The organism is Acinetobacter sp. YH12105 (genome assembly GCF_013419095.1).
Taxonomy (GTDB): Bacteria; Pseudomonadota; Gammaproteobacteria; order Pseudomonadales; family Moraxellaceae; genus Acinetobacter; species Acinetobacter pseudolwoffii.
This window is the reverse complement of the sequence record NZ_VPAU01000012.1, coordinates 25,531-51,465: the sequence shown is the minus strand read 5'-3', so window position 1 is coordinate 51,465 and position 25,935 is coordinate 25,531. Positions and strand designations below refer to the sequence as shown.

Annotated in this window: 21 protein-coding genes; 17 read left to right on the top strand and 4 right to left on the bottom strand. The window is 33.0% G+C overall.

Features of this window, described 5'->3' with window-relative positions; genetic code table 11:
• The first annotated feature begins 37 nt into the window (after window positions 1-37).
• From FTU44_RS09915 to FTU44_RS09875, 9 genes are all read left to right on the top strand, one after another.
• Entirely contained in the window at window positions 38-1,129 is a 1,092-nt protein-coding gene (locus FTU44_RS09915) for an acyltransferase (RefSeq protein WP_180050486.1), read from the top strand.
• A gap of 96 nt (window positions 1,130-1,225) precedes the next feature.
• On the top strand, window positions 1,226-2,341 hold the full coding sequence (locus tag FTU44_RS09910; RefSeq protein WP_180050483.1) for a DegT/DnrJ/EryC1/StrS aminotransferase family protein: 1,116 nt from the start codon (window positions 1,226-1,228) through the stop codon (window positions 2,339-2,341).
• Window positions 2,342-3,601: an O-antigen translocase gene (locus FTU44_RS09905; protein ID WP_180050480.1), complete on the top strand. Its 1,260-nt coding sequence runs from the start codon at window positions 2,342-2,344 to the stop codon at window positions 3,599-3,601.
• On the top strand, window positions 3,598-4,485 hold the full coding sequence (locus FTU44_RS09900; protein WP_180050477.1) for a glycosyltransferase: 888 nt from the start codon (window positions 3,598-3,600) through the stop codon (window positions 4,483-4,485). Before FTU44_RS09905 ends, FTU44_RS09900 begins: the two co-directional genes overlap by 4 nt.
• 141 nt (window positions 4,486-4,626) lie before the next feature.
• Window positions 4,627-5,769 (top strand): hypothetical protein, encoded by a 1,143-nt coding sequence (locus FTU44_RS09895; RefSeq protein WP_180050473.1) that lies wholly within the window; start codon window positions 4,627-4,629, stop codon window positions 5,767-5,769.
• A gap of 2 nt (window positions 5,770-5,771) precedes the next feature.
• Window positions 5,772-6,638: a glycosyltransferase family 2 protein gene (locus tag FTU44_RS09890; RefSeq protein WP_180050470.1), complete on the top strand. Its 867-nt coding sequence runs from the start codon at window positions 5,772-5,774 to the stop codon at window positions 6,636-6,638.
• On the top strand, window positions 6,638-7,792 hold the full coding sequence (locus FTU44_RS09885; protein WP_180050467.1) for a glycosyltransferase family 4 protein: 1,155 nt from the start codon (window positions 6,638-6,640) through the stop codon (window positions 7,790-7,792). The genes FTU44_RS09890 and FTU44_RS09885 overlap by 1 nt, the downstream gene beginning before the upstream one ends.
• Window positions 7,793-7,873: 81 nt before the next feature.
• Window positions 7,874-8,827 (top strand): GNAT family N-acetyltransferase, encoded by a 954-nt coding sequence (locus FTU44_RS09880; RefSeq protein ID WP_180050465.1) that lies wholly within the window; start codon window positions 7,874-7,876, stop codon window positions 8,825-8,827.
• A gap of 925 nt (window positions 8,828-9,752) precedes the next feature.
• Window positions 9,753-10,403, top strand: a complete 651-nt coding sequence (locus FTU44_RS09875) for a sugar transferase (protein WP_034609171.1) — start codon at window positions 9,753-9,755, stop codon at window positions 10,401-10,403.
• A gap of 534 nt (window positions 10,404-10,937) precedes the next feature.
• Here FTU44_RS09875 and FTU44_RS09870 read toward each other — a convergent pair.
• The 4 genes from FTU44_RS09870 to FTU44_RS09855 form a co-directional block, all read right to left on the bottom strand.
• Window positions 10,938-12,392 (bottom strand): capsule assembly Wzi family protein, encoded by a 1,455-nt coding sequence (locus FTU44_RS09870; RefSeq protein WP_180050463.1) that lies wholly within the window; start codon window positions 12,390-12,392, stop codon window positions 10,938-10,940.
• 145 nt (window positions 12,393-12,537) lie between these two features.
• Window positions 12,538-14,721 (bottom strand): polysaccharide biosynthesis tyrosine autokinase, encoded by a 2,184-nt coding sequence (locus FTU44_RS09865; RefSeq protein WP_180050460.1) that lies wholly within the window; start codon window positions 14,719-14,721, stop codon window positions 12,538-12,540.
• A 35-nt stretch (window positions 14,722-14,756) separates the two neighbouring features.
• Complete coding sequence (locus FTU44_RS09860) at window positions 14,757-15,185, bottom strand: low molecular weight protein-tyrosine-phosphatase (RefSeq protein WP_005094751.1); 429 nt, start codon at window positions 15,183-15,185, stop codon at window positions 14,757-14,759.
• Window positions 15,185-16,285 (bottom strand): polysaccharide biosynthesis/export family protein, encoded by a 1,101-nt coding sequence (locus FTU44_RS09855; RefSeq protein ID WP_180050457.1) that lies wholly within the window; start codon window positions 16,283-16,285, stop codon window positions 15,185-15,187. The genes FTU44_RS09860 and FTU44_RS09855 overlap by 1 nt, the downstream gene beginning before the upstream one ends.
• A gap of 299 nt (window positions 16,286-16,584) precedes the next feature.
• Between FTU44_RS09855 and tviB the strand changes: the two genes are divergently transcribed.
• The 8 genes from tviB to FTU44_RS09815 are packed head-to-tail and all read left to right on the top strand — an operon-like array spanning window position 16,585 to window position 25,927.
• Entirely contained in the window at window positions 16,585-17,862 is a 1,278-nt protein-coding gene (tviB, locus tag FTU44_RS09850; protein WP_180050453.1) for a Vi polysaccharide biosynthesis UDP-N-acetylglucosamine C-6 dehydrogenase TviB, read from the top strand.
• A gap of 18 nt (window positions 17,863-17,880) precedes the next feature.
• Window positions 17,881-18,906, top strand: a complete 1,026-nt coding sequence (locus FTU44_RS09845) for an NAD-dependent epimerase/dehydratase family protein (protein ID WP_180050450.1) — start codon at window positions 17,881-17,883, stop codon at window positions 18,904-18,906.
• Between the two features lie 10 nt (window positions 18,907-18,916).
• A complete protein-coding gene (locus tag FTU44_RS09840; RefSeq protein ID WP_180050447.1) occupies window positions 18,917-20,350 on the top strand; it encodes a lipopolysaccharide biosynthesis protein in 1,434 nt (477 codons plus the stop codon).
• Window positions 20,351-20,386: 36 nt separating this feature from the next.
• Window positions 20,387-21,508 (top strand): polysaccharide pyruvyl transferase family protein, encoded by a 1,122-nt coding sequence (locus tag FTU44_RS09835; protein ID WP_180050444.1) that lies wholly within the window; start codon window positions 20,387-20,389, stop codon window positions 21,506-21,508.
• 1 nt (window position 21,509) lies between these two features.
• Window positions 21,510-22,313, top strand: a complete 804-nt coding sequence (locus FTU44_RS09830) for a glycosyltransferase family 2 protein (protein WP_180050441.1) — start codon at window positions 21,510-21,512, stop codon at window positions 22,311-22,313.
• A gap of 9 nt (window positions 22,314-22,322) precedes the next feature.
• Entirely contained in the window at window positions 22,323-23,357 is a 1,035-nt protein-coding gene (locus tag FTU44_RS09825) for a RimK family alpha-L-glutamate ligase (protein WP_180050438.1), read from the top strand.
• A gap of 14 nt (window positions 23,358-23,371) precedes the next feature.
• Entirely contained in the window at window positions 23,372-24,823 is a 1,452-nt protein-coding gene (wzy, locus tag FTU44_RS09820; RefSeq protein WP_180050435.1) for an O-antigen polysaccharide polymerase Wzy, read from the top strand.
• Window positions 24,824-25,927 (top strand): glycosyltransferase, encoded by a 1,104-nt coding sequence (locus tag FTU44_RS09815; RefSeq protein ID WP_180050432.1) that lies wholly within the window; start codon window positions 24,824-24,826, stop codon window positions 25,925-25,927.
• Window positions 25,928-25,935 lie beyond the last annotated feature (8 nt).

The window sequence follows — 25,935 nt, the reverse complement described above, 5'->3', positions numbered from 1 at the left end:
ATTTTAAATAATAATAAATATGAAGGAGATGTATGAGATGATTAAGCCGCTTACATCATTGCGTATGTTTTTTGCGCTATTTGTTTTTCTTAGTCATTTGGCCTTTTTAAAAAATGACACACATTATGCAAATATTTTTAACAGTATTTTTGACGAAGGATTTTTAGGTGTCAGTTTTTTCTTTATATTAAGCGGATTTATTTTATCCTATAACTATAAAGAAAAATTTTTTAGAGGAAATGTTTCAAAAAAAGAGTTTTATATTTCTCGTTTAGCAAGAGTATATCCAGTACATCTAGCAACTACGGCAATTGTACTCCTGTTGACCTTTAGCCAGTCTGGACAAGGATGGGAATACTTAATTCAACACATTTTTCTAATACAAAGTTTTTTCTCTGAAGAAAATATTCATTTTTCATTAAACTCTCCATCCTGGAGCATTTCCGATGAATTGTTCTTCTATTTACTTTTTCCATTTGCATTTTTAATTTCTGAAAAAATAAGAAGCTATATATTTATTTTTTATCTTATAGCTATTTTAGTTTTGAATATGCAACTTGATAAAAACCAGAATCACTATTGGTTGTACATTTCACCATGGGTGCGTTTTTCAGATTTTTTACTTGGTATTATCCTGTTTGATCTTTATGAGAAAATAAAAGTTAATTATTCTAAAATGAAGATACCTACTTTTGTATTTGAATCAGGCGCGATTTTAATTTTTGTCTTATTCTTTGTACTTCATAGCAAGATAGATATCAGTTATAGATACTCAATTTATTATTGGTTACCTATGGCCACCATCATTCTTGTTTTTGCATTGTCTCATGTTGTTAATGAAAAAAGTATTATTACCAAGTTTTTATCAAATAAATATATGGTTTTGGCGGGAGAAATCAGTTTTTGTTTTTATTTGCTTCATGTTTTGGAAATACAAGTTTTAAATTATATAAAAAAGATGTTTTTATTTGATATAGATTTAATGTTGTTTTCATTGATTATATTTATTGTGACTTTAATAGCCAGCTTTATAATGTATAAATATATTGAAAAGCCTCTAAATAGAAAGATGAAGAAATTTTTATTAGAGCCAAGTTTTAAATCTAAGAATTATGAACTGAATAAATAATATTGGGGTTTTCACTTTAATTCATATCAAGAGATTAGTTTTGATAAATGTGAAATTAAAAAATGAATAACAAATTTTTATACGAGATTGATAAGAATGATACCTTTTCTTGAGCTAAAAGCGATAAATGCTCAATACCGTGACAAACTTATAGCAGCTTGTACACAGGTCATTGATTCTGGTTGGTATATCTGTGGCAAAGAGTTAGAGGATTTTGAACGAAATTTTGCGAATTATTGTGGTACAGAGTATGCCATAGGGGTCGCCAATGGATTGGATGCTCTAATTCTGACCCTGCGGGCATGGAAAGAACTGGGTAAACTGAATGAAGGTGATGAAGTGATCGTACCTTCAAATACCTATATTGCAAGTATTTTGGCAATTTCACAGAATCATCTGAAACCGGTATTGGTCGAACCGGATATCCATACGTTCAATATTGATGTTAAAAAAATTGAAGCCGCGATCACCATCAAAACAAAGGCAATTTTGCCTGTTCATTTATATGGACAGCTTGCTGCCATGCCAGAAATTATGGCGATTGCCAAGAAACATAATTTACTGGTTTTAGAGGATTCGGCACAAGCCCATGGCGCTGAAATCGAGGGTAAAAAAGCAGGGAATTGGGGAGATGCTTCAGGCTTCAGTTTTTATCCAGGAAAAAACCTGGGTGCGCTGGGTGATGCTGGGGCAATTACCACCAATGATGCTGAATTGGCCCATATGCTTAAGGCTATACGTAATTATGGCTCACATGAAAAATATAAAAATCTGGTCATGGGAGTAAATAGTCGCCTTGATGAAATTCAGGCGGCTATCCTGAATGTAAAACTGCCATTTTTAGATCAGGAAAACCAGCATCGTCGTCAGATTGCAGATCTCTATTTAAAAGAAATTCAGAATCCAGCCATTGTGCTCCCACTTAAAAGTATAAATACCGCAACTGATATGCAGCATGTTTGGCATTTATTTGTGATCCAGACCAGATATCGGGAGAAATTACAAAAATATTTGGCAGAGCATGGGGTACAGACATTGATTCATTATCCGATTCCGCCCCATAAGCAGCAAGCTTATAAAGCATGGAATAACTTAAACTTACCAATTTCAGAACAAATTCATGCGCAGGTCTTGAGCTTGCCGATAGGGCCTACTTTATCCATGGATGAAGCAAAGCAAGTTGTTCAGTTATGTAATGGTTTTCAAATATAGATGAATTTACTTAAGACCAGTGTACTGAATGGGGTGGCGGTCCTGATTAAGACCATAACCCTGTTTGTACTGAATAAAATTCTGGCTGTATATCTGGGGCCGACTGGATATGCAGCTTTAGGTCAATTCCAAAATTTTATTCAAATGGTGACTACTTTTGCGGGTAGTGCAATTAATACCGCAGTCATTAAATATACTGCTGAATATCATGAAGATGAAAGCAAACAACGTGCAATCTGGAAAACAGCAGGCAGTATTGTTTTTGTATTTAGTCTGATGTTCGCATTTTTAATTTTAATTTTCCAAAGGCAGCTATCACTTTATATATTTCATACACTTGAATATCAAACAGTTTTTGTATGGTTTGCAGTATTTTTATTATTCTTTAATTTTAATACCCTGTTTTTAGCGATACTTAATGGCAAAAAAGAAATATTAAAGCTGGTACTTGCCAATATTGCGGGTAGTTTATTTGCGCTTATTGTTACGAGTATTTTAGCAATAAAATTACATTTATATGGTGCCTTAATTGCATTATCCATTTATCAATCTATTGCGTTTATAGTGACGTTATTTCTGTGTTATCGAGCGGATTGGTTTAAGTTTTCCTCTCTGTTTGGAAAAATAGACTTAGAAATTACTAAAAAACTTAGTTCTTTTATCTGGATGGCATTGGTCAGTGCGATCTGTGTGCCTTTATCGCAAATCTTAATTCGAGCCTATTTAAGTCAGGAATTTGGCCTGGCGTATGCCGGTTACTGGGAAGCCATGATCCGTCTAAGCACCGTATACCTGATGCTGGTTACAACAACATTGGGAGTCTATTACTTACCGCGCTTGTCAGAACTCAAGATGATTGATGAAATTAAGAAAGAAGTTTATTTAGGCTATAAGTTTCTTTTTCCACTGGCTGTGGCAGGCGGAGTAGTCATTTTTGTGTTGCGTGACTGGATTATCAAGGTCTTATTCAGTCCATCTTTCGCACCCATGCAGAGCCTGTTCTTTTGGCAAATGATGGGGGATGCATTAAAAATAGGAAGCTGGATACTGGCTTATTTGATGCTAAGCAAAGCCATGACCAAACTGTACATCTCTACAGAGATTATATTTACCTTATCTCTTATTGCTTTGACCTATGTATGTACCCAGCTTTTTGGATTTGAAGGTGTTTCAATGGCCCACTTCATAAATTATGGGATGTATTGGATCATCATCAGTTTTTTTATATTTAAATCATTAAAACAAAGAGAGATAATATGATAAATGGCCAAGCTTTAGTTTCTGTCATTATACCAAGTTATAATCATGAAAAATTTGTGTGTGATAGTATCCAGAGTGTCATTAACCAGTCTTATCAGAATATTGAGTTAATTGTCATTGATGATGGATCTACAGATTCTTCAGTAGAAAAAATACAAGAACTGATTCCACGATGTGAAAAACGATTCACCCGGTTTGAATTTAGGCATCGACCGAATGAGGGCTTGAGTGCAACCTTGAATGAAGCCTTAGAATGGGCACAGGGAGAATATTTTTCTTCTCTCGCTTCTGATGATATAATCTTGGAAGATAAAATAAAAATACAATCCGAATTTTTAAAGCATAACAAAAATTGTATTGCAGTGTTTGGAGGAATATTAGTTATTGATCATGATTCTAATCAGGTGAAAAATAGAATTAAAAAAAGAAAAAACTATAGTTTTGAACAAATTTTATTGTTAGAGCATGAGTTACCCGCGACTACACAACTGATTCGCTCAAAAGCTTTGAAAAAAATCGGTGGTTATGATGCTGAGGTAAAAATTGAAGACTGGTATATGTGGTTGCTTTTAGCACAAGAAGGGGAGTTATGTTATCTTCCCGTCCTGTTTGCTAAATACAGGCTACATGATAATAATATGCATAAGCAAACCTCTCTCATGCATGATTCAAGAATGATGATTTTAAATGAGTACCAAAATCATATACTTTTTAATAAAGCAAAAAAAAGAGCGTTATGGATAAATGCGTTTGAACTAGGACTAATATCCAAAAATAAATCATTAGAAAAAATGCTGGGAATTTTGAGAGAGTATCCATCTGAAATTTTGACATATGATTTTTTCAGATTTTTTTACTGGTTATTTATTAAAAAAGAGTTTTAATAAAAATTAAGTTTGATAAATATTGTTAATTTGAAAAATATATTAATAGTTTTTAAAAATTTTAAACAAAAAAACAATATGAAATATTAATCAGTTCTTTTGCTTTTTTTTAGGCATTAGATAATATAAAAGGAATGGATAATGATTATTTTAAATGAAAGTAATTCAAAAAATAACATTATTTTTTTAAGTGATAGTAATATAAGAGATAAAGTAGTTGTATATCTTGTATTGTTTTCATTTTTTTTATCTCAGTTTTATTTTTGGTCAAGTGGGGTTCCGCAGTTTAGTCACATTTTTATTATGGGGGCTATTTTATTATTATTTAATAAAAGTTCTTCAATAAATATTGAATACTCTAATACAATTTTATTGTTTGTCGCATATGCAATTTGTGTGAATTTTTCCTGGTATTTAATCGTTCTAGATTCCAGTTATATGATGTCGACTGTTTACTGGATCTTTAATTTATTATTCTTTTTATTAATGATGAACCTGAATCAGGTTCAGATTAATTTTTTCCATGAAAAACTATTATTTCTTATTCCTTTCTCCTATGTCATTGAAATTATTATCTGGGCAAGTAACTTAGGTCGTTATGATTTTGACCCACGATACAATGGTCTTTTTAATGATCCTAATCAAATGGCATTTTGGGTGCTCAGTACCTGTGCAATTTATTTATATATTTCTGGAAGAAACTTTAAAAAAATAGTCATTTATTTGTTAGCCTTATTTCTGATTTTATTGACCATGTCAAGATCTGCTTCTGTTGGCTTTTTAATGTTAACTCTAGGATTTATATTTAGCCAAAAAGGAGAACTCGATAAAAGAATATTTGTATTCTTTGGGACCTTAGTTTTTTTTGGTGTTTTAAGCTACTTTTTATATAACATGGGGGTTTTTGATAATGTTGTATTACGATTTGTAGAAGGATTAGATCAAAGAGATAGCCAAGTAGAAGGACGCGGTCTTTTTAGTTTTTTTGATTATCCTCAATATTTGATTTTTGGGGCTGGGCAAGGTGCTCACTGGTTATATAACCCCACAGGCAATGAAATTCATTCAACCTGGTTAGGAATCTTGTTTTATTATGGAATTGTAGGCATATCCTTATTTTTAATATTTTTATATCAAATATTCAAGAAACTTTCACTTTCAAACAAAATAATATTATTAGGGCCAATGTTATATGGGTTTACCACTTATAGTGCAAGAACGCTCATTTTCTGGTTTTTATTGGCGGCTTTTTTACTATTTTCAAATAATAATAAGGAAGAATAAATATGTATATTTCTATAGGAATTCCATTTTTTAATGCAGAAAAATACTTGGAAGATGCGATTAAGTCAGTACTGGCTCAAACTTTTAAAAACTGGGAGTTAATATTGGTCGATGATGGATCAACAGACCGGTCTTTAGAGATAGCCCAGTCATTTGTCGATCCTCGAATCCGTATCATTTCTGATGGGTACAATAGAAGATTGCCTTACCGCTTAAATCAGATTATTAATGAAGCAAAATATGACCTTATCGCACGTATGGATGCTGATGATTTAATGGCAGTAGACCGGCTGGAAAAACAGGTTAAAGTTTTGAATGAAAATCCAGAAATTGACTTAGTGGTAACCAGCTTATATTCCATTGGCAATAAAAATGAAATTTTAGGAAAAAGAATCTTTTCTAATCAGCAGATGCAGCCAAAAGAAATTTTACAAGGTCTGACCAATTTATTACATCCTTCACTGCTTGCACGTAAGGCATGGTGTCAAAGAAATCCTTATCAAATCGATAACTGCTTAGCTGAAGATTATGAATTATGGCTCTCGGCAGCTATAAAAAATGATTTTAATTATCTGGTTATGCAAGAACCCTTGTATTTTTATAGAGAAGTAGAAAATGTAAAAAAAGAAAAAATGGTCCGTGGTTATAATACCCAAATTAAAGTGATTAAAAAATATTATAAGAATACTATATCTGATATAGACAAAAATAAAATTATTTTAAAATTTCAAGTCAAAAAAATTGTAGTGAGAATATTAAATTTCCTGAATTTAATGCAAGTTCTACAAATACGTAGGATTACATCTGTCTCTGATCAGGATAAAGATTTTTATGCTTCACAATTAAAAATTATAGAGCGTATAAAGTAATGATCTCTAAAAAAATTATTATTATTGGTACAACAGCATCTAATCTTTATGGCTTTCGTAAAGATTTCATTTTGTCCTGTTTAGCCCAGAATTATCATGTTTATGCTTTCGTGTCTGAATATAGCAATGACTGGTTGGATAAAATAGAAAATTTAGGAGTTACTCTTGTAACCTATCAACTTAGTCGTGGAGGGTTAAATCCATTGGCTGATCTATATTCAACTTATCAGCTGACTCAGAAAATAAAGGAAATTCAACCTGATATTGTATTTTCATATTCAACTAAGCCAGTCATTTATGCAACTTTGGCTGCTTATAAGAATAAAGTTCCTTATATCTATGGCATGATTGAAGGCTTAGGTTCTCCTTTTACCATTCATAAAAATGGTCAAAGTTTGAAGGCTAAATTCATACGCTTTGTACAAATCTCTTTATATCGGCTTGCATTTCCATACTTAGATAAAATTATTTTTCTAAATCGCGATGATCCTAAAGATCTCGTTCATCATTATAATCTTCCGCATAAACAGAATGCAATTGAAGTTTTGGGACCTATTGGTCTTAATTTAAATGACTATGTTTATACGAAATGGGATGATCAAAAAAGATTATCTTTTATCTTTATTGCCAGGTTAATTGCTGAAAAGGGTATATTTGAATATTTAGAAGCTGCTAAAGTAATTAAAAAAAAATATCCTGACATAAAATTTAAAATTATAGGGGGATTAGATCCCGAAAACCCAACCGGCTTAAAGCAGACAGAATTAGATCAATTGATAGAAACAGGAATTATAGAATATGCGGGCTTCGTTAAAGATGTAGATCAACGAATACGTGAGAGTGCGGTTTTTGTATTACCCTCCTATTATAGAGAGGGGGTTCCTCGCAGTACACAAGAAGCGATGGCCATAGGTCGGCCAGTCATTACTACTAATGTACCAGGCTGTAATGAAACAGTAGTAGATGGAGTAACCGGTTTTCTGATTCCAAAATGGGATGTGGCTGCATTAGTAAAAAAGATGATTTATTTTATAGAGCATCCTGAACAAGTAAATAAGATGGGATATCAAGGATTTTTATATGCTAAAAAAAATTTTAATGCGGATTTGATTAATTATAGATTATCCAAAATGCTAGGAATTGATAAGTCTTAAGGTTTTTTTAATAATGATTTTTAAAAATATTATTTAAATTTTATACCTTATAAAAATTTATAATGATAAAAGGAGATTACGGTGAAAGAAGCTGTAAGTTTTCAAATAAAAAAATATGAAGATTCTGATAAAGAGGTATGGAATGAGTTTTTATTAAATTGTAAAAATTATCATTTCATGTTTAATCGGAATTTTATGGACTACCATTCTGATCGATTTGAAGACTTTTCTTTAATGTTTAAAAATGATAAAGATAAAATCGTGGCTTTATTACCTGGAAATATTAAAGATAATATTTTTTATAGTCATCAAGGTTTAACATTTGGTGGTTTTTTGATTGATAGGGATTGTCGTGCTATTGATATGTTAAGTCTTTTTTCTCAGTTAAAAGGTTTTTTAAAAGAAAATTATATTAAAAAAATTATATATAAATGCATACCTAATATTTATCATCATTATCCTGCTCAAGAGGATTTATATGCTTTATTTCTAAATGAAGCAAGGCTCTATCGTCGGGATATTAGTACTTCTATTAACTTACAGGAAAAAATTTACTATTCAAAATCTAAAAAATGGGCAATCAATAAAGCAAAAAAATCTGGATTAACTTATGAAGAAGTCGAACAGCCAAGCATAGTCTGGGAAGTTATTCGTGAAGTCTTAGGTCAACATCATCATCAAAAGCCAGTTCATAATGAAACGGAAATAGATTTATTAAAAAGTAGATTCCCTAATAACATAAGGGCTTATAAATGTTGTTTTGAAAGTCAGATTGTTGCAGCAGCAGTGACTTTTGAAACTGAGAAAGTAGTCCATTTACAGTATTTAGCCAGTAATGATAAGGGAAGGAAAGAAAGAGCCTTAGATATTCTAATCGATTTTTTAATCAATAAAAATATGCAGTCTACTAAGATATTTGATTTCGGTATCTCAAATGAAAAAGAAGGAAAGTTTTTAAATACAGGACTGATTAATCAAAAAGAAAGTTTTGGTGCTCGTGCGATTGTACATGATTTTTATAGTATAGATATATAGTGACCTAACTCATATAGAAATACCTCCACCTTGAAGCATAAATCAATACTTTATAAGAGGTGAATTTTCTGCCTCTTTTTATTTTTTTCTTTAGTGTTTCATACTGATAATAAACGCCATCAACATTCTAAAAATAAAGTAGTTTACTTTTAAAGCTGTCCAATTTTTTTGGATTTATCTCGTAGAAATATCAATAAGATTTTTATATAAATCTTAGATGTCATCTTGAATAAGATTCCTTCTTTTTACTTATCTGGCTTAGACTTGCTTAAAATTAATTAATAAGGTGAATTAATTCACCTTATTTAAAACTATTTTACATTTTGTCACATATTTTTTAGTGTGAGGTGTGTTGTATTTAAAAAATAGATTTTTTTTCAATAAATAGTAACTTTCACAATTATTTATTAAATATATTAAAAGCTCATGAAAAGATATAATTTCTAAAGTGGTTTATTTAATTGAAATTTTCTTAAAGTCTTAATTTCTCAATTAAGTGAAATATCATAGAACCTAGTTGTATGATTTTTTTAATAAAGAAAGATTAATCTATAATAAATTGTTAGTTGTTATTTTTTTGATAAACATATTTCTACTTTTAAAAAAATATAATTGTTATGATTGATAAATAGACATATTGAGGTGTTTATTAATGGATCTAAAAAAAGAAAAAAATAAGATCAAAAACGTTGAAGGAAGCAATATTGTAAGGCATAAGCCTTTATTTATTGAAAAAGATAATAGTTTATCAAATAAATATTCTAAAAATATACAGGGGCATAAGAATGGAATAATACAATTTTCCTCAAAGAAGAATGGAGTTAATGAAACAGATAAGAAAAGCTCTTGGCATTATATGGATAAAAAGAATTTTAGTTTAAAAAAATCTTTATTTCCTCATGTTCATTTTTATTCTTTTTCTAATATTTTTACTAAAGAAAAATTATCTAAAAGAATAGTAGATATAGTTATTGCACTAATAGCTTTATTAGTATTGTTTCCAGTTTTTATCATTATGAGCTATAAAGTGCGGAAAAATTTAGGCTCTCCCATTTTCTTTTACCAAGAACGCCCAGGTAAAAATGGTAAATTATTTAAAATGATTAAGTTCCGATCTATGAGAAATGCAGTAGATAAAGATGGCAATCTTTTGCCTGATAAATTTCGTATCACATCATTTGGGCAGAAAATACGTTCAACCAGCTTAGACGAAATGCCTCAACTGATTAATGTTTTAAAAGGGGATATGAGTATTGTTGGGCCTCGCCCTCAAATGAAAGAGTTTCTAGAACATTATACAGATGAACAAATGCGACGCCATGAGGTAAAACCGGGTATGACAGGGCTTGCTCAGGTGAGTGGACGCAACAATTTATCTTGGGAAGAAAAATTTGAATTAGATGTGCAATATGTTGAACAGTATAATATTTGGTTTGATTTTAAAATTATGTTCAAAACTGCTAAGGTAATGCTAAGCCAAGAGGGAATTAATGCTCCTGATCAGGAAGTGGGTGCTGCGCGGTTTTCAAAAAAAAGTATTCATGACACTAGCTTATTTACAAAAGAGGTGAAATAACACCAAGCATGGATAAATAAGACTTTCACGAAGGCTAAATGCGGAGTACTGCAAGACTATATCTAAACTATTAATTTTGAGCATAAGCGAGTATTAGCATAATGTACCTATGGCTACCAGCTACAGGTATCGAATGAGATACGAGTGAAAAACTGAATGTTAGATTGACAGTTCTACAAAAAATACTAAGTGTATGACAAGTGGGTTGAGACCAATGTGACATTCAGGTTAGAAAATTGATGCTGACGCAAGTGATTAATAAAAGGTATAGTCAGTCCTAAGCTACTGAGCCATATATGAGTTGATAAGTATGGTGATTATTGATCCCTCTCTCATCAGTAGCTGATTTATCAGCGGGCTGGGGTCGATTATTTTTTAAAGACTGGTTCAGTCGGTGTAGGGTAGCTCGATGCATTACCGGATACTTAATAAAAAAACCAGCAAGTGCTGGTTTTTTTATTTTCAGTTTCATCAGTATTTTGGAAGGTATGGAAAAGTTGTCGCTATCACCCGAACTTGAGTGTTGAATAGGTCTTAATAGGAAAATAAGCCCTTTTCTAAGGGGAATTCGATACCAATTGATACACCGCCATCGTTACCGTGTACATCAGAGTCACCCACCCACCCATTCAGTTTAAGTGGAATATCTGGGCGTAGATAATGTGTCCAGGTTAGATCTAGCGCTTTTAATTCATCCTGCGCTGGAAAAGCTAAATTAGTAATGCCTCTATCACGTCGATTAGCTGCTTGATCAAATTTCGCAAATAGGATGCGTGTATTAACACGATTGAGATGATCCAAACGAATATCGCCACCTACAGACAGCATTTGACCATCACCACCTATGGCATGCGCCAAGGGATAACCATGCTGGTAAAAACCATCGGTGTAGTTGGTGTGATTATAGGAAATGCCTTGTGCTTTACCATTGGTACGGGTATCTGCCCATTCGGTATACAGTTGGAAAGGCATATTGTTATAACTTGATGAATAATCGATTCCAGCCAAATACATTTTTTTGGCCGGCAAGCCGCCTGCTTCATCTTCACCGACATATTGCGCATAGATACCCATCGGGACTTGCACGAGGGGATGTAGATTTAAGCGTGCATCAAAACCGGCAATTTGATTTGATGGATCAGGTTCACCTGTACCACCATTGTCTTTATTGCCAACAAAAGCATCCCAAAGTGAGCTCAGGCTTTCAGGTCGACCTTCACCACCCCATTGCATAGCACGCGATGCACCCAGTTCTAAATAAGGCAAGGGTTGTGCAGTGACACGTAAGCCAATCAGTTTGGCATCAGGCACAGCATCATAATCCTGCAACTGCCCTGCAAAAGCTTGATATTGCCAAGGCCCAATCCAGGCCAACCATTTGTTTGCAAAAGCATTCTGTTCGGCACGCTGCATCGTCACACCATAGACAGGGCGGCTGGCATCACCACGAATTAAACTGCCATCATGTGCAGGACCCCAGTGGGTCGGGATCTGTCCAGCAATCAACCATTGATTCCATAATTTTCCAGCGATATATGAGCCTTCAAGATTCAAATCTTGATCATTGTCAATCTGTAGATCTTTTTCTGCATTCACACGAATTCTGGCATCCCAGTTCTCGTTACCCGCATTTAGCTCGATACCTGCCTGATATTGCGTTTTTTGCTGATCGCCAAAGGCTTGAGGAATATTCTTTTGATCAGTTTCTGCAAATAAGGATGCTTTGAGCGACTGGTTATTGGCATTCAAATGTGCCCATACAGTATCAATGACTTTTTGCTGAGTATTATTGCTGATTTTAGCTTGAGCAAGAGCACGTTGGATTTCATCACCACTGATGGGCCAAGTCGACGTGCTTATTTGAATAACACCCTGCTGATTGAGCCAGTTTAAATCGGTACGTAAGTTTTGGTCATTTAAAACGATGCCTTGTGCAAAGGCGAGGGAAGAACTTAATGCCAAGGTAGCGAGCAGTGTTTTGGATAACATTCTTGTATATTCTCAGGACTTTTAAACTATAACCACGATAGGTTTTTTAGTTGATTTTTTCAACAACAATCATTTGCAATAAATGTAAGGAAGGATAATTTCACACCCTGCTCAGACAGAGTGTGAAAGTCGAGTTTAGAATAGATTAGTCATTATCTTTATGTGCAGTATAGGCATAGGCATAATTATAACCATAGCTACCCGCTGCACCTTTTTGTACATCATTGAGAATCACACCATTAACTTTTACATTGGCCTGTTCAAAACGATTCACCGTAATTTCAAGTTCTTTAATTTGCGTTTTTCCATGACGGGCAATCAATAAATTGACCCCTGCATATTGCGCAATAATAATACCATCAGTCACAGCAAGTACTGGCGGAGTATCAATTAAAATATGATCAAAATGAGCAGATGCCTGATCCAGGAAAGCCTTGAATTTATCGGTACTTAACAGTTCAGACGGATTGACTGGACTCTTGCCGCGAGTAACAAAGAACAGGTTTTCTACAGTAGAATTTTGGACAATATCTTCATAGCTATTTTGAAGATTTAACAGTTCTGCTAAGCCAGGGCTTAGCTCTGCATTGAAATATTTATGCAAATAACCACGACGCATATCACCATCAATGACGAGTACCCGTTTTCCACCTTGCGCCAAAATGGTTGCAAGGTTAACAGTAATAAAAGATTTCCCAATCTCAGGGGCAGGGCCTGACAATGCAATCACATTATTGCTGGCATTCATTAAGGCAAAGTGAATTGCGGTGCGCATACTACGCAGGCTTTCAATTGCAATATCACCGCTGTCTTTCACTGCAAGAATAGGAATATTTTTTCTCTTATTTAGCAGATTATTACGACTCGCTTGAGTTAAAGAACGCGGTACGGTGGCATACACTGGCAGATCCAGCTCATTTTCAATCTGAGCAGCATCCTTAATGCCTGAACGCATCATATTACGTAACAGTGCTAATAATGTACCGAGGAATCCTCCCAGAAAAATCGACAAAATCAGGATTTGTAATTTCTTCGGTTTAATCGGTTGAATGGGTTCAACTGCAGTATCGACAATACGTACATTGCCAATTTCACCGGCTTTGGCAATACGAAGTTGCTGGTATGAATTCAATAGACCTGTATATAGCTGTTGTTTAACTTCAACTTCACGGAACAATTGTAAGTACTGGCGCTGTAGTTCAGGTAAACGTTTTAAAGTCCCATCTAGCTCTGCAATTTTTTTATTGATTGCACCGAGTTGTGCATTCATTTGCTGCATCATGGGATGTTCATTTGTATATTTGGATGAAGCTTCTGCAACTTGCTGTTCTATCTGAGCCTTTTGTGTTTCTAAAGCAATACTCTGGGTTAGATATAATTCTGATTCTTTAGTGACATCAACTGTATTTGATTGTTGACGGAAACGGTTAAATTCGCGCTCTGCAACATCCAGTTGCTGTTTTAGCTCAGGTAACTGATCTTCTAAAAACTTGAGTGTTTGAGCCGTTTCTGCAGAGCGGCGCTCAATATTCTGCTGGCTATAAGCAGCTAGAATGGCATTCAGGACTTGAGTAATGTGCTGCGTATCTTCGCCTTGATAATTGAGACCTAATACGCCAGTCAATTTTCCTTTTTCAGCGACGGAATAGCTGGCGGTTAAAGTCTGCATCGCAGCAGGCAAGCTTTGCTTTCGGATATTATAAGCGGCATCGAAACGGTCTTGACTAAAAACACCTACTTTCCAAAGGCCGTATTCAGATGAGGATTGACTGATCTGGTTTAGAGGCGCAGAAAAAACCACCTGTTCAGTTGTCTCATCAGTCAGGCTATATTTGCCTTCTTTAAAACTTAAAATTAAGTTTTTATCCTGGAAATATTGTGGAATATCAAACTGGCGAACATCAAAACTATTCTGATTATCTTTAAATAATACTGATTTTTTTGAGTATTCGGTGCTGTACTTATGTTTGGCCATTAACCGGTTCCAGAAACTGTCTTCTGTACCAGATATGCGAATATTTAAATTTAAATGATTGATGACTTCGCCGAGCACCAAACGCGATTTTAAAATCTCAATTTCGGCTTGCGCTGGAGATTTTTGCTCGATCATACTGGATAAATCACCCAATAGTGCAGCTGAAGTACCTTTACTATCTTCCACTTGTACCAAGGCATCTACTGCATATGTATTTGGTGTGGTTCTCAAGTATAGTAAGGCACAAATCAAGCTTAAAATAATGCACAAGGCAATCAGTTTCCATTGCGCAATTAAGGAAAAAAACAATTCCTTTAGGTCAATGGTATCTTCGGTATTGGCGGTTTGGCTCATAATTTAAATATCAAAAAGTGAAAATATTAAAAAAATTAAATATATTTTTTCCAGTCAGCAATACAGTCTTGAATTAATTGACAGGTATCATCAAAAAATGTCTGATCATGCTGATAAGGGTCGGCAATATTTTTACTTTGCCAATGCCCCAGTCTAAAGGTTTTGCCCTTGGCAAATGGCCAGGTCTGTTCGATATGCTTTTGCTGGTTCTGACTCATCACAAGAACTAGGTCAGCTTTTTTAATCAGCTCAGCATTGAGTTTTTTTGCAATATGCGCACTCATATCAATCTCAAAGCGTTGCATGCATAGACTGGCTTTTTCATCGGCTGCATGTCCAACCACACCCGCAATACCCGCAGACTCAATCTGTAAATGCGGATATTGCTGTTTTAAAAAGTATTCTGCCATGGGGCTACGACAAATATTGCCAATACAAACCACTAAAATATGATTGATTTTCATTAATTCCCCAAACGGTCTAAATTATACAAAGCATTTGAGAATGGGATAATCTGGTTGACGACACGCTGCCAGCGCGCCAAGCCAGAGGCATCAACATACACAATATCATTGCTGCGCATCTTAAACTGATTGGCCAGACCAAAATCAGCAATACTGGTCAAGTCCATCTGGTAGACTTCAGTGTGAGTAGTAGTGGGCTGACTACGCACCACATAAACCTTACTGCGACTGGCAGAAAGTGGATTAAGACCGAGACTTTCACCTAAAACATCACTTAAGCTCATGCCTTGATCACGCAATGCTAAAGATTGGTTTTTACCCGACTCACCCATCACATAAATTTTTTGATTTTCACGGTTGTTGACATATAACGTGTCATTTGGCTGGATCAACAAGTGATGCAGTGAAAGCCCTGCTTTTTCCAGTTCTACGGTATTTAAACTATATGAACGTCCCTGGCGTACTAATGTAATAGAGGCATTATCACCTTGTTGTGCATTCACACCACCTGCCATACCTAAAGCAGTATAAACACTCACAGGTTGGTCACTTAAGTAAAATTGACCGCCCTGCATTACGTTACCTTGTACTGAGTAACGCTGGCCTTGATAAGACAATACTCGCGCAATCACATCTGGGTTTTTCAGGTAACGTGATAACTGGCTGCGTAATTCACGATTAACTTGTGTCAGTGATTTCCCAGCGGCCTTATAACGGCCAATAATGGGAAACTGAATATAGCCTTCCGAATCGATTTGGAAACCATTCGCTTGTGCGGATTGATCACTACTAATATTAGTTGGAGAGGTGAGTTCAGGATAAGCCCATAAATAAATTGACAAAATATCACCTGGGCTCAGGCTGTAGTTACGATGCTGTGTGTTAAACAGATGGGCATATTGTTGTTGAATATTCTGTATAGCAGGCTGAACAGCCAGCATAGAATCTTGAGTGAGTTTTATGACATTGACTGTCGTGCCGAGGTCGGTTTGAAAAACGCCTTCGCTAGGTAAGTCATATGTTTGTAAACCAGAGGTGACTGCACACCCTGTAGTAGCAATGCCACATGCCAATAAAGCAGCTAGTTGAAAGTGTCGCACATGTTTTCCCAAAGATTATTTTTAAATTTTAAAATTGAAGCTATTCTACCCAAGTTATTGACTATATACATAGCAATTTGTAACTATCTTCTGGTTTATGATAAAGCTGAATGGTATTAAAAATGTAAATGATTTTAATAGTTATAAATAAAATAAGTAATTCTTACAAAAAATATACACTATGCTATTTTTTAATAGGATTTGAGCACAAATCATAATAGAAATTTCATGGTTTTCTGCTAGTATGCCTGCCGAAAGATTTAATCTTCATAAGTACAGTACATAAATAAGGCTTTGAAATGCTATCTATTGCAGATTTAAAAATTGCGGTCATTGGGTTAGGTTATGTAGGCTTACCACTTGCGGTTGAATTTGGGAAAAAAGTACCTGTAATTGGTTTTGATATCTATCAGAAAAGAATTGATGAGCTTAAAAGTGGCCAAGACCATACCTTAGAAGTTTCTCCAGAAGAACTCAAACAGGCAAATCAGCTGAGTTATTCAGCAAATTTAGAAGATTTAAAAAGCTGCAACTTTTTTATTGTGACTGTGCCTACGCCGATTGATGAATTTAAACAGCCAGATTTAACCCCGCTTGTTAAGGCTTCGACCAGCATTGGCCAGGTACTTAAAAAAGGCGATGTGGTGGTTTATGAATCTACTGTATATCCAGGTGCGACTGAAGAAACCTGTATTCCAGTTCTGGAACAGGTATCAGGCCTGAAGTTTAATCAGGACTTTTTTGCCGGTTATAGTCCGGAGCGAATTAACCCGGGTGATAAGCTGCACCGTGTCACCAATATTCTGAAAATCACCTCAGGTTCTACCCCTGAAGTCGCTGAATTTGTAGATCAGGTGTATAACCTAGTGATTGAGGCAGGTACGCATAAAGCCACCAGTATTAAAGTGGCTGAAGCGGCAAAAGTGATTGAAAACACACAGCGTGATGTCAACATTGCTCTGATTAATGAACTGGCGGTGATCTTTAATAAAATGGGAATTGATACCGAAGCAGTTTTGCAGGCTGCTGGTACCAAATGGAACTTCCTGCCATTCCGTCCAGGTTTAGTGGGTGGACATTGTATTGGTGTCGATCCCTACTATTTAACGCATAAGGCGCAGTCGATTGGTTATCACCCTGAAATTATCCTGGCAGGTCGCCGTTTAAATGATGGCATGGGTGCTTATGTAGTAACCCAGCTGGTCAAGGCCATGATCAAGAAAAAAATTCAGGTCGAAGGTGCCAAGGTTCTGGTTTTAGGCTTAAGTTTTAAAGAAAACTGCCCGGATATTCGTAATACCAAAATTATTGATATCGTGAATGAATTGACTGAATACAATATTGTTGCCGATGTGTATGATCCATGGGTGGATGCAGGCGAAGCTCAACATGAATACGGGATTACTCCAGTTGCAAACCTGGAGCAGGGTCAGTATGACGCGGTGATTTTGGCGGTTGCACATGATCAGTTTAAAGCGATGGGTGTAGATGCATTACGTGCCTTGGGTAAGTCGGCACATATTTTATATGACTTAAAATATGTACTGGATCAATCTGAATCTGACCTTCGTCTGTAATTTATAGGGACCCTAAACATGAGCCAATATCAAACTGTATGCGAGCAATTACAACAAGCACCAAAAACCTGGTTAATTACAGGTGTAGCAGGCTTTATTGGCTCAAATTTACTGGAAACCTTGTTAAAGCTGAACCAAAATGTGGTCGGTCTGGACAATTTTGCTACAGGTCATCAGCATAATCTGGATGAAGTGCAAGGTCTGGTCAAGCCTGAACAGTGGGCGAACTTCAAGTTTTATGAAGGTGATATCCGTAATTTTGCAGATTGCCAGATAGCATGTGCAGGAGTGGACTATGTCTTGCATGAAGCAGCTTTAGGTTCTGTGCCCCGTTCGATTGCCGACCCGATTACCACCAATGCAGCCAATATTACCGGCTTTTTAAATATGCTGACCGCTGCACGTGATGCAGAAGTGAAAAGCTTTACCTATGCCGCCAGCAGCTCGACTTATGGCGACCATCCCGCACTGCCTAAAGTGGAAGAAAATATCGGCAAGCCACTTTCACCTTATGCAGTCACCAAATATGTAAATGAGCTGTATGCGGAAGTATTTGCCCGGACGTATGGCTTTAAAACCATTGGTTTGCGTTACTTTAATGTCTTTGGCAAACGTCAGGACCCGAATGGAGCCTATGCTGCAGTCATTCCAAAATGGACAGCAGCCATGATTGCTGGTGATGATGTGTTCATTAATGGTGATGGTGAAACCAGTCGTGATTTCTGTTTTATTGAAAACACGGTTCAGGCCAATATTTTAGCAGCTACTACGAAAAATGATGAAGCTAAAAATCAGGTTTATAATGTGGCAGTTGGAGATCGTACTACACTCAATGATTTATTTAATGCCATTAAAGCTGCATTAAATGAAAATGGTGTGATTTATACGAAAGAGCCTGCATATCGTGATTTCCGTGCTGGTGATGTACGTCATTCTCAAGCAAGTATAGAAAAAATTAAGAATTTACTGGGCTATGAACCAAAGTTCGTAATTTCAGAAGGTATTAAGAAAGTAATATCTTGGTATATAAATTCTTTAAAGTGATTACAAATAGATGAGTTTAAAAAAACAAGCCGTAGTAGGGGTTAAGTGGACATTCGTACAGCAATTTAGTGTACAAATTATTAACTTTGCGGTTCAAATTATACTAGCGCGACTATTGGCGCCAGAATTTTTTGGACTTATTGCTATGGTTGTTATTTTTATATCTATAGGGCAGGCACTTATGGATGGGGGGATGACTAGTTCTCTTATTCGAACTAAAAATCCAGACCAATTAGATTACTCTACTGTTTTTATAACTAATATAATTATGAGTTTAATTGTATATGGGGCTATCTTTATAGTGGCACCATATATAGCACAATTTTATAATCAAGAAATTCTAACTAATATTATTAGAATACTTTCTCTTACTTTTGTGATTCGTGCTTTAGTTGCAGTACATATGGCTAAACTCACTAAAGAGATGGATTTTAAGCTTCAAATGAAGTTACAAATTCCATCAACAATCTTTGCAGGTATAGTTGGTATAACTATGGCATATAAGGATTATGGGGTATGGAGCTTAGTATGGTTAAATCTAGTGCAAGCAATAAGTTTTACAGTGCAAACTTTATTATTTATGAGCTGGAGACCATCATTAATTTTTAATTTTGAAAGATTTAAATATCATTTTAACTTTGGCTACAAATTAACTATAGCAAATCTAATTGATGTTATTTTTAGCGATGCTTATCGAATAGTCATAGGAAAGTTTTATTCACCAGCCGCTGTAGGTTTCTTTCATCAAGCAGAAACTTTACGTCTTTTTCCTGTTCAGCAAGTAAGTGCAGTTGTTGGCAAGGTAACCTATCCTCTTTTTGCTAAAATGAATGATGATGAAGCATTGAAAGCAGCTTATAAAATTACTATGAAGCTAGTTCTAGCTTTAGTTGTTCCTTTAATGTTGGCATTAATTTTAATAGCAGAAGAAGGATTTAGATTTTTGTTTGGTGAAAAGTGGCTGCCAGCAGTACCATATTTTCAAATTTTAGCACTAGCTTCTATTGTTAGACCTTTAAGTGCATATAATTTAAATATCTTAAAAGTAAAAGGTAGGAGTGATATTTTCTTAAGGCTTGAAGTTCTTAAAAAAATTATAGGAGTAGTATTGCTTATAATTGGTTTTAATTTTCAAATAATAGGATTAGTCGTTTCATTGACAATTTTTTCATATGTTTCATTTATTATCAATATGTATTTTAGTGGAAATTTGATTTCGTATTCAATGATTGAGCAGATTAAGGATACATTTAATCTGTATATGATAGGTGGACTTATATTTATTTTACTAAGTTTCATTAAAAGTAAGATGAGTTATTTTATTTATTATGATTTATTAAGTATATTTTTTTATATATCAGTGTTTTTTATTATATATTATTTTATTTTAAGCATTGTTGATAGAGGATTAATAAGTATAATGAAGAATATTCGAAAGGGTTGAAAATGATTTTAGGGATTTTTAGTAAAGGAAATTTGAATGTTTAAAAATTTTTTTGAGTCTGAAATACTATTTACAGGATATTATGGACAGTTAAATGTCGGAGATGATGCATTTGTTGTTGTATCTGACTGGGGTGCAAGAAAATATTGGAATAAAACTAGTAATAGGTTTTTAGCAATAAAAAACAAATTGCCAGAATTAGATGTCGTTAAAGGTTATCCATTTAGACTACCTAGAACTTATGATATTCAAAATAGAATTTTAATTTCTCAAACAGATTATTTAATATCTGCAGGGGGGTCAACTATACATAGTATTTTGAATGAAAACAATATTAAGCAATTAGCGTTAAATGAAAAAAGAAATGGGTCTTCAATAAAAGTGGGAGCAATAGGTGTATCAATTGGTCCATTCAAAAGTATAAAAGATGAACATGCTGTTATTGAGTATTTGAAAAATATTGATTTCTTAGCTGTAAGAGATAAAAAATCATATGATTTTGTCAAAAATTTAAGTTTACCATTTAATCCCATACATGCTTTTGATTTGGCTGCATTGCTACCAGAAATTTATGGTGTAGAGGAAAAAAACAAATATCTAGATAATATAAAAACTGTAGGGGTGAGTGTTTGTCCTGTAGAAAGTATAGTAGGTGATAATACTGAAAGAGAAAAACAAAGAAATAAAAAAACTGTAGACCTTCTAAAATTACTAGATCAAAAAGAAAATATTCATTTTAAATTTTTTATTATAAATGGTAATAGTAAAGTTGGTGATTTAAATTTAACAAAAGAAATAATAGCCAAGGTTCAACCCAAAAGTTATGAAATAATACCATATAGTAACAAAACAAATTACATTTGGGATGAGATTTCAAAATGTGATTTTGTAATCTCTACACGATTACATGCTGCAATTTTTGCTTGTTTTTCAAATACACCATTTATATTAAATGAGTATCATAGAAAATGTTCTGATTTTCTTGATGATATAGGCTATTGTGAAAATTATAGACTATATAATAATGAATTCAATGTTTTAGAAAAGGCGAATATTATTTCTAAAATTTTAAATAAAAACGAAGACTATATATATCCTTCTCGGATTAAAGAAATGACAAATAAGGCTAAGTTAAACTTTACAGAGGTAAAACTTTGATATGTTTTCTATAGTAATCCCTTTATATAATAAAGAGTTAAGTATTAATAACACTATATTATCTGTGTTGAATCAAACTTATCAAATTTTTGAAATAGTGATAATTAATGATGGGTCTACTGATAGTAGTGTTAATGTTGTAAATGCTATTAATGATAAAAGAATTCGATTGATTCATCAAGAAAATCAGGGTGTTTCTGCTGCAAGAAATCGAGGTATAAAAGAAGCAAAATATGATTGGGTTGCTTTTTTAGATGGCGATGACTTCTGGGAAAGCAATCATCTTGAGGAAATTATAAATATGATGAAATTATACCAAGATGAAAATGTATATGTTACTTCATTTAAATATTCTGATGAAAGATTAATGTATAAGAATGAACGAAAAGATTGTATTTTTAAGATTGAAGATTATTTTAAAGAGGCAATAAGAGAGCAATTAATATGGACAAGTATTGTAGTAATTAATAAATCTTGCTTTGAAAAAATTGGATATTTTAATATGGCTATAAATCGAGGAGAGGATTTAGATGTATGGATGCGGTTGTCAAAAAAATATAATATTATTAAGTCCCAAAAGGTAACTGCAATATACAATCTTGAAGATACTAATTCGTTGACTAAATCAAAGTCTAATTATAATAAATCCTTGCTATCTCTTATTGATTTAAAGGATAAAAAAGGAAGTGAGAGATTGTATCTGAAAAAATTACTAATTAATCGTATTAAGTCAGATATAAAGACCTTAGATCTTATAGAGTTAGTAAAAATTCTTGTTAAACATAATTTTGAATTATTTAGGTAAAAAATTAGTATGAAGTTAGCAATTCACCAAAGCTCTAATAGTTTTTCAGAACGTTGGATTCAATATTGTAAAAAAGAAAATATTGAATTTAAAATAGTAGATGCTTTTGATAGTAATATCATTAAACAACTTGAAGATTGCAATATATTTATGTGGCATCATCATCATGCTGAATTTAAAGATGTAATTGCTGCTAAAAGAATACTCTTTGCCTTAGAACATGCTGGTATTAAAGTTTTCCCAAATTTTAAAACAGGATGGCATTTTGATGATAAAGTTGCACAAAAATATTTATTAGAGGCAATCAATGCTCCTTTGGTGCCAAGTTATGTATTTTATGATAAAAATCAAGCTTTAAACTGGGCTAAAGAAACTTCATATCCTAAAGTATTTAAACTTAAAGGTGGAGCTGGAGCAGCTAATGTAAAATTGGTAAAAAATCATAATGAATGTATTAAGTTAATTAAAAAATCTTTTGGGAAAGGGTTCTCTCAATTTGACCGTATAAATAATTTAAAAGATAGCTATAAAAAATATAAAAATGGACAATATAATTTTAAAATTTTTTTAAAGAGTATTGCTCGTTCACTTATAAATACAGATTTCTCTAAGAAACAACCGAATGAAAAAGGTTATATATATTTCCAAGAATTTATGCCAAATAATGAATGCGATATTAGAGTAATAGTTATTGGCAGTAAGGCTTTTGCAATTAAAAGGTTAGTGCGCGAGAATGATTTTAGGGCTTCAGGAAGTGGAAGTATTATATATAATCCTTTAGAAATTGATATAAATTGTGTAAAACTAGCTTTTGAAATTAATGAAAAAGCTGGATTTGAATGTATTGCATATGATTTTATATATAATGATCAAGGTGTGCCGCTAATAGTTGAAATAAGCTATGGGTTTTCAATGAAAGCTTATGATACTTGTCCTGGGTACTGGGATAATAACTTAAATTGGTATGAGGGAGAATTTAATCCACAAGGGTGGATGGTAGAGCTTTTATGTGAGGATTTTAAAACAATCTCATCTTTAAGCTAAGTGGATATAATGATATGTCTAATAATGTTAATAGTCTAATTTTTTTAGTTAATATAACCATATTAACTTTGGTGTTATTTTTTTATATTTTTTTTGAATATAGTTTAAGTAATACCTTTATTTTGTTTTTTATATCAATGGCATTTATATTGTTATTTATATTTTTCTTAAGAGTAGAAAGAAATGAAATTCTGAAAAAAAATTATTTTAAACACTCTGTTTTAGTGCTTTTGGGATTCTTTGTGGTAAGTTTTCAAAAGTATATAGATTATTATTTAGGATATATTGATAAGAATGAGTTGTTAATGCTGGTTTCTGAAGATTCAGCAGCGAAAAGTTTAATAATAGCATTTTTGGGATTGGTTTCTTTTTTTATTGGTTATATTTTAAAAAGTAATAAATTAAATATTACGAGTAGAAATTATTTTCAATCAACTAGCACACAAATTTTGACATTTCTAAGTGTTATTTTTTTATTTTTTTTCCTATTCACTGTTAATCCTTTATATGTAATGGGGGGGTATGGTATTTATGATATGGGTAGTAATGCAATTTATTTTTCACTTTTGTTTAAAGCTAGTTATTTTGCCTTAATAATTCAAAAAATAATAAATATTTCTAATTCTAATTTATTGTTAAATAATTTATTTGATTATATTAAATCTATTGGTTATTTTAATATTGGCTTATATTTTATTTATATATCTATTGTGCTGTTAAGTGGGGATAGAGGAGATTTTATTACTTTGTCGTTACTTTTGCTTATTGGATATATAAATGTTACAGGAAAAAAAATAAGTCGTTTTTTTAGTATATTGATGATATGTAGTGCTGCATTTTTTATTACTTTATTAGGCGTAGCACGCTCTTTTAATACACTTGAAAATACAAGTTTTACTTCTAATATTTCTAAAGCATTAACTGGGGAAAGTAATAAACATCAATCGAACTCTATACTACCTTTTACAGCAGAGCTTGGTGATTCAATTAAAACGTTGCATTATAGTGTAGAGTATGTTCCTACACAGTATGATTATTTGTATTCTAGATTTCATTTTCAAGCAATTTTAGGAATTATTCCTTTTTCATCCTATATTTCACCGCTAATATTTAATGACTCTTCTGAGAAATATACTTCTTCTGATAGGTATATAACTTGGTTAATTGAAGGAGATAATTGGAATACTGGACATGGTACCTCAATGATTGCAGATTTTTACTTATCTTATGGTGTATTAGGTGTGATCTTTGGTATGGGTTTCTTTGGTTGGTTGATCCGCTACTGTGAACAACATATGCAGCTTAAAGATAATAAATATCTAATACTATTGATAATTTCTGTAGTTATTTTTTCATCAAGTATATATTTAGCCAGATCTTCTCTTCTTCCACCTATAAGACTAATTGTATGGATCTGGATTTTAATGCTATTGAATGAATGGTTGAATAAAAGGTTGATTAAGTAAATGGAAAAAATTGTTTTTTTAGTTACCTCCTTAAATTCTGGAGGCATTGAAAATTATTTATTTAGATTTTTAAAACATTATGAAGGTCATTTTATTCCTATAATAATTTGTAAAAATGGTGTTCATGGTGAGTTGTACGAGAAATATAGTCAAATTAAAAATATTCAATTTTATGATGGGAATTTAACTTATATAAACATATTTTTATTTTATAAACTCTATCAATTTTTGTTGAAAAATAAACCTCATAGTATATGTGATTTTACGGGTAATTTTGCAGGAATACCTCTTTTATTAGCAAAATTAGCTGGTGTGGAGCATCGTGTAGCATTTTATAGGGGTTCTACAGATCATTTTCATGGGGGGAGAATTAAGAATATATTTAACTTGGCTATGAATCATTTGGTTTTTAAAAATGCTACAGCTATTTTGGCTAATTCAAATTTAGCCATTGAGTATTTTTTTGGCAACCTAAATTTAAATGATAGTAGATTAGATGTGGTATACAATGGTATTAATGCAAGTGATTTTTTAAATAATAAAAATAATCTTAGAGTGGAGTTGAATATTTCTAAAGAGCAATTTGTTGTTGCTCATATTGGTCGTTATGATGAGGCGAAAAATCATATTACTATTATGAAAGTGGCAAAGAAATTAATTGAATTGGATAAAGATTATATAATAATTTTATGTGGTAAAAATGTAGATAAGCAGTTTCAAAATATTATAGATAAAGATCAGAGTCTAAACGGTAGGATAAAATTGCTTGGATATACTAAGGATGTAATTAAAGTATTAAACACAGCAAATTGCTTTTACTTTCCTTCAATCACAGAAGGTCAGCCGAATGCATTAATAGAGGCTTTAGTTCGAGGTCTTCCATTTGTTGCTTCTAATATTAAACCAATAAGTGATATAATCCCTTTAGACTATCAAAGTCAATTAATTGACCCTTTAAATGTTGAATTGGCAGTAAAAAAAATTCAAGAGATTAAGGAGTCTCAAGAGTTAAGAGAAAATTTAAATTTATCTGAGTGGGCAATTCAGAATTTTGATGCGGATAGACTTTTTTCTCAATTTAAAAATAAATTGTCTGGTAAATAAAGAGTAAA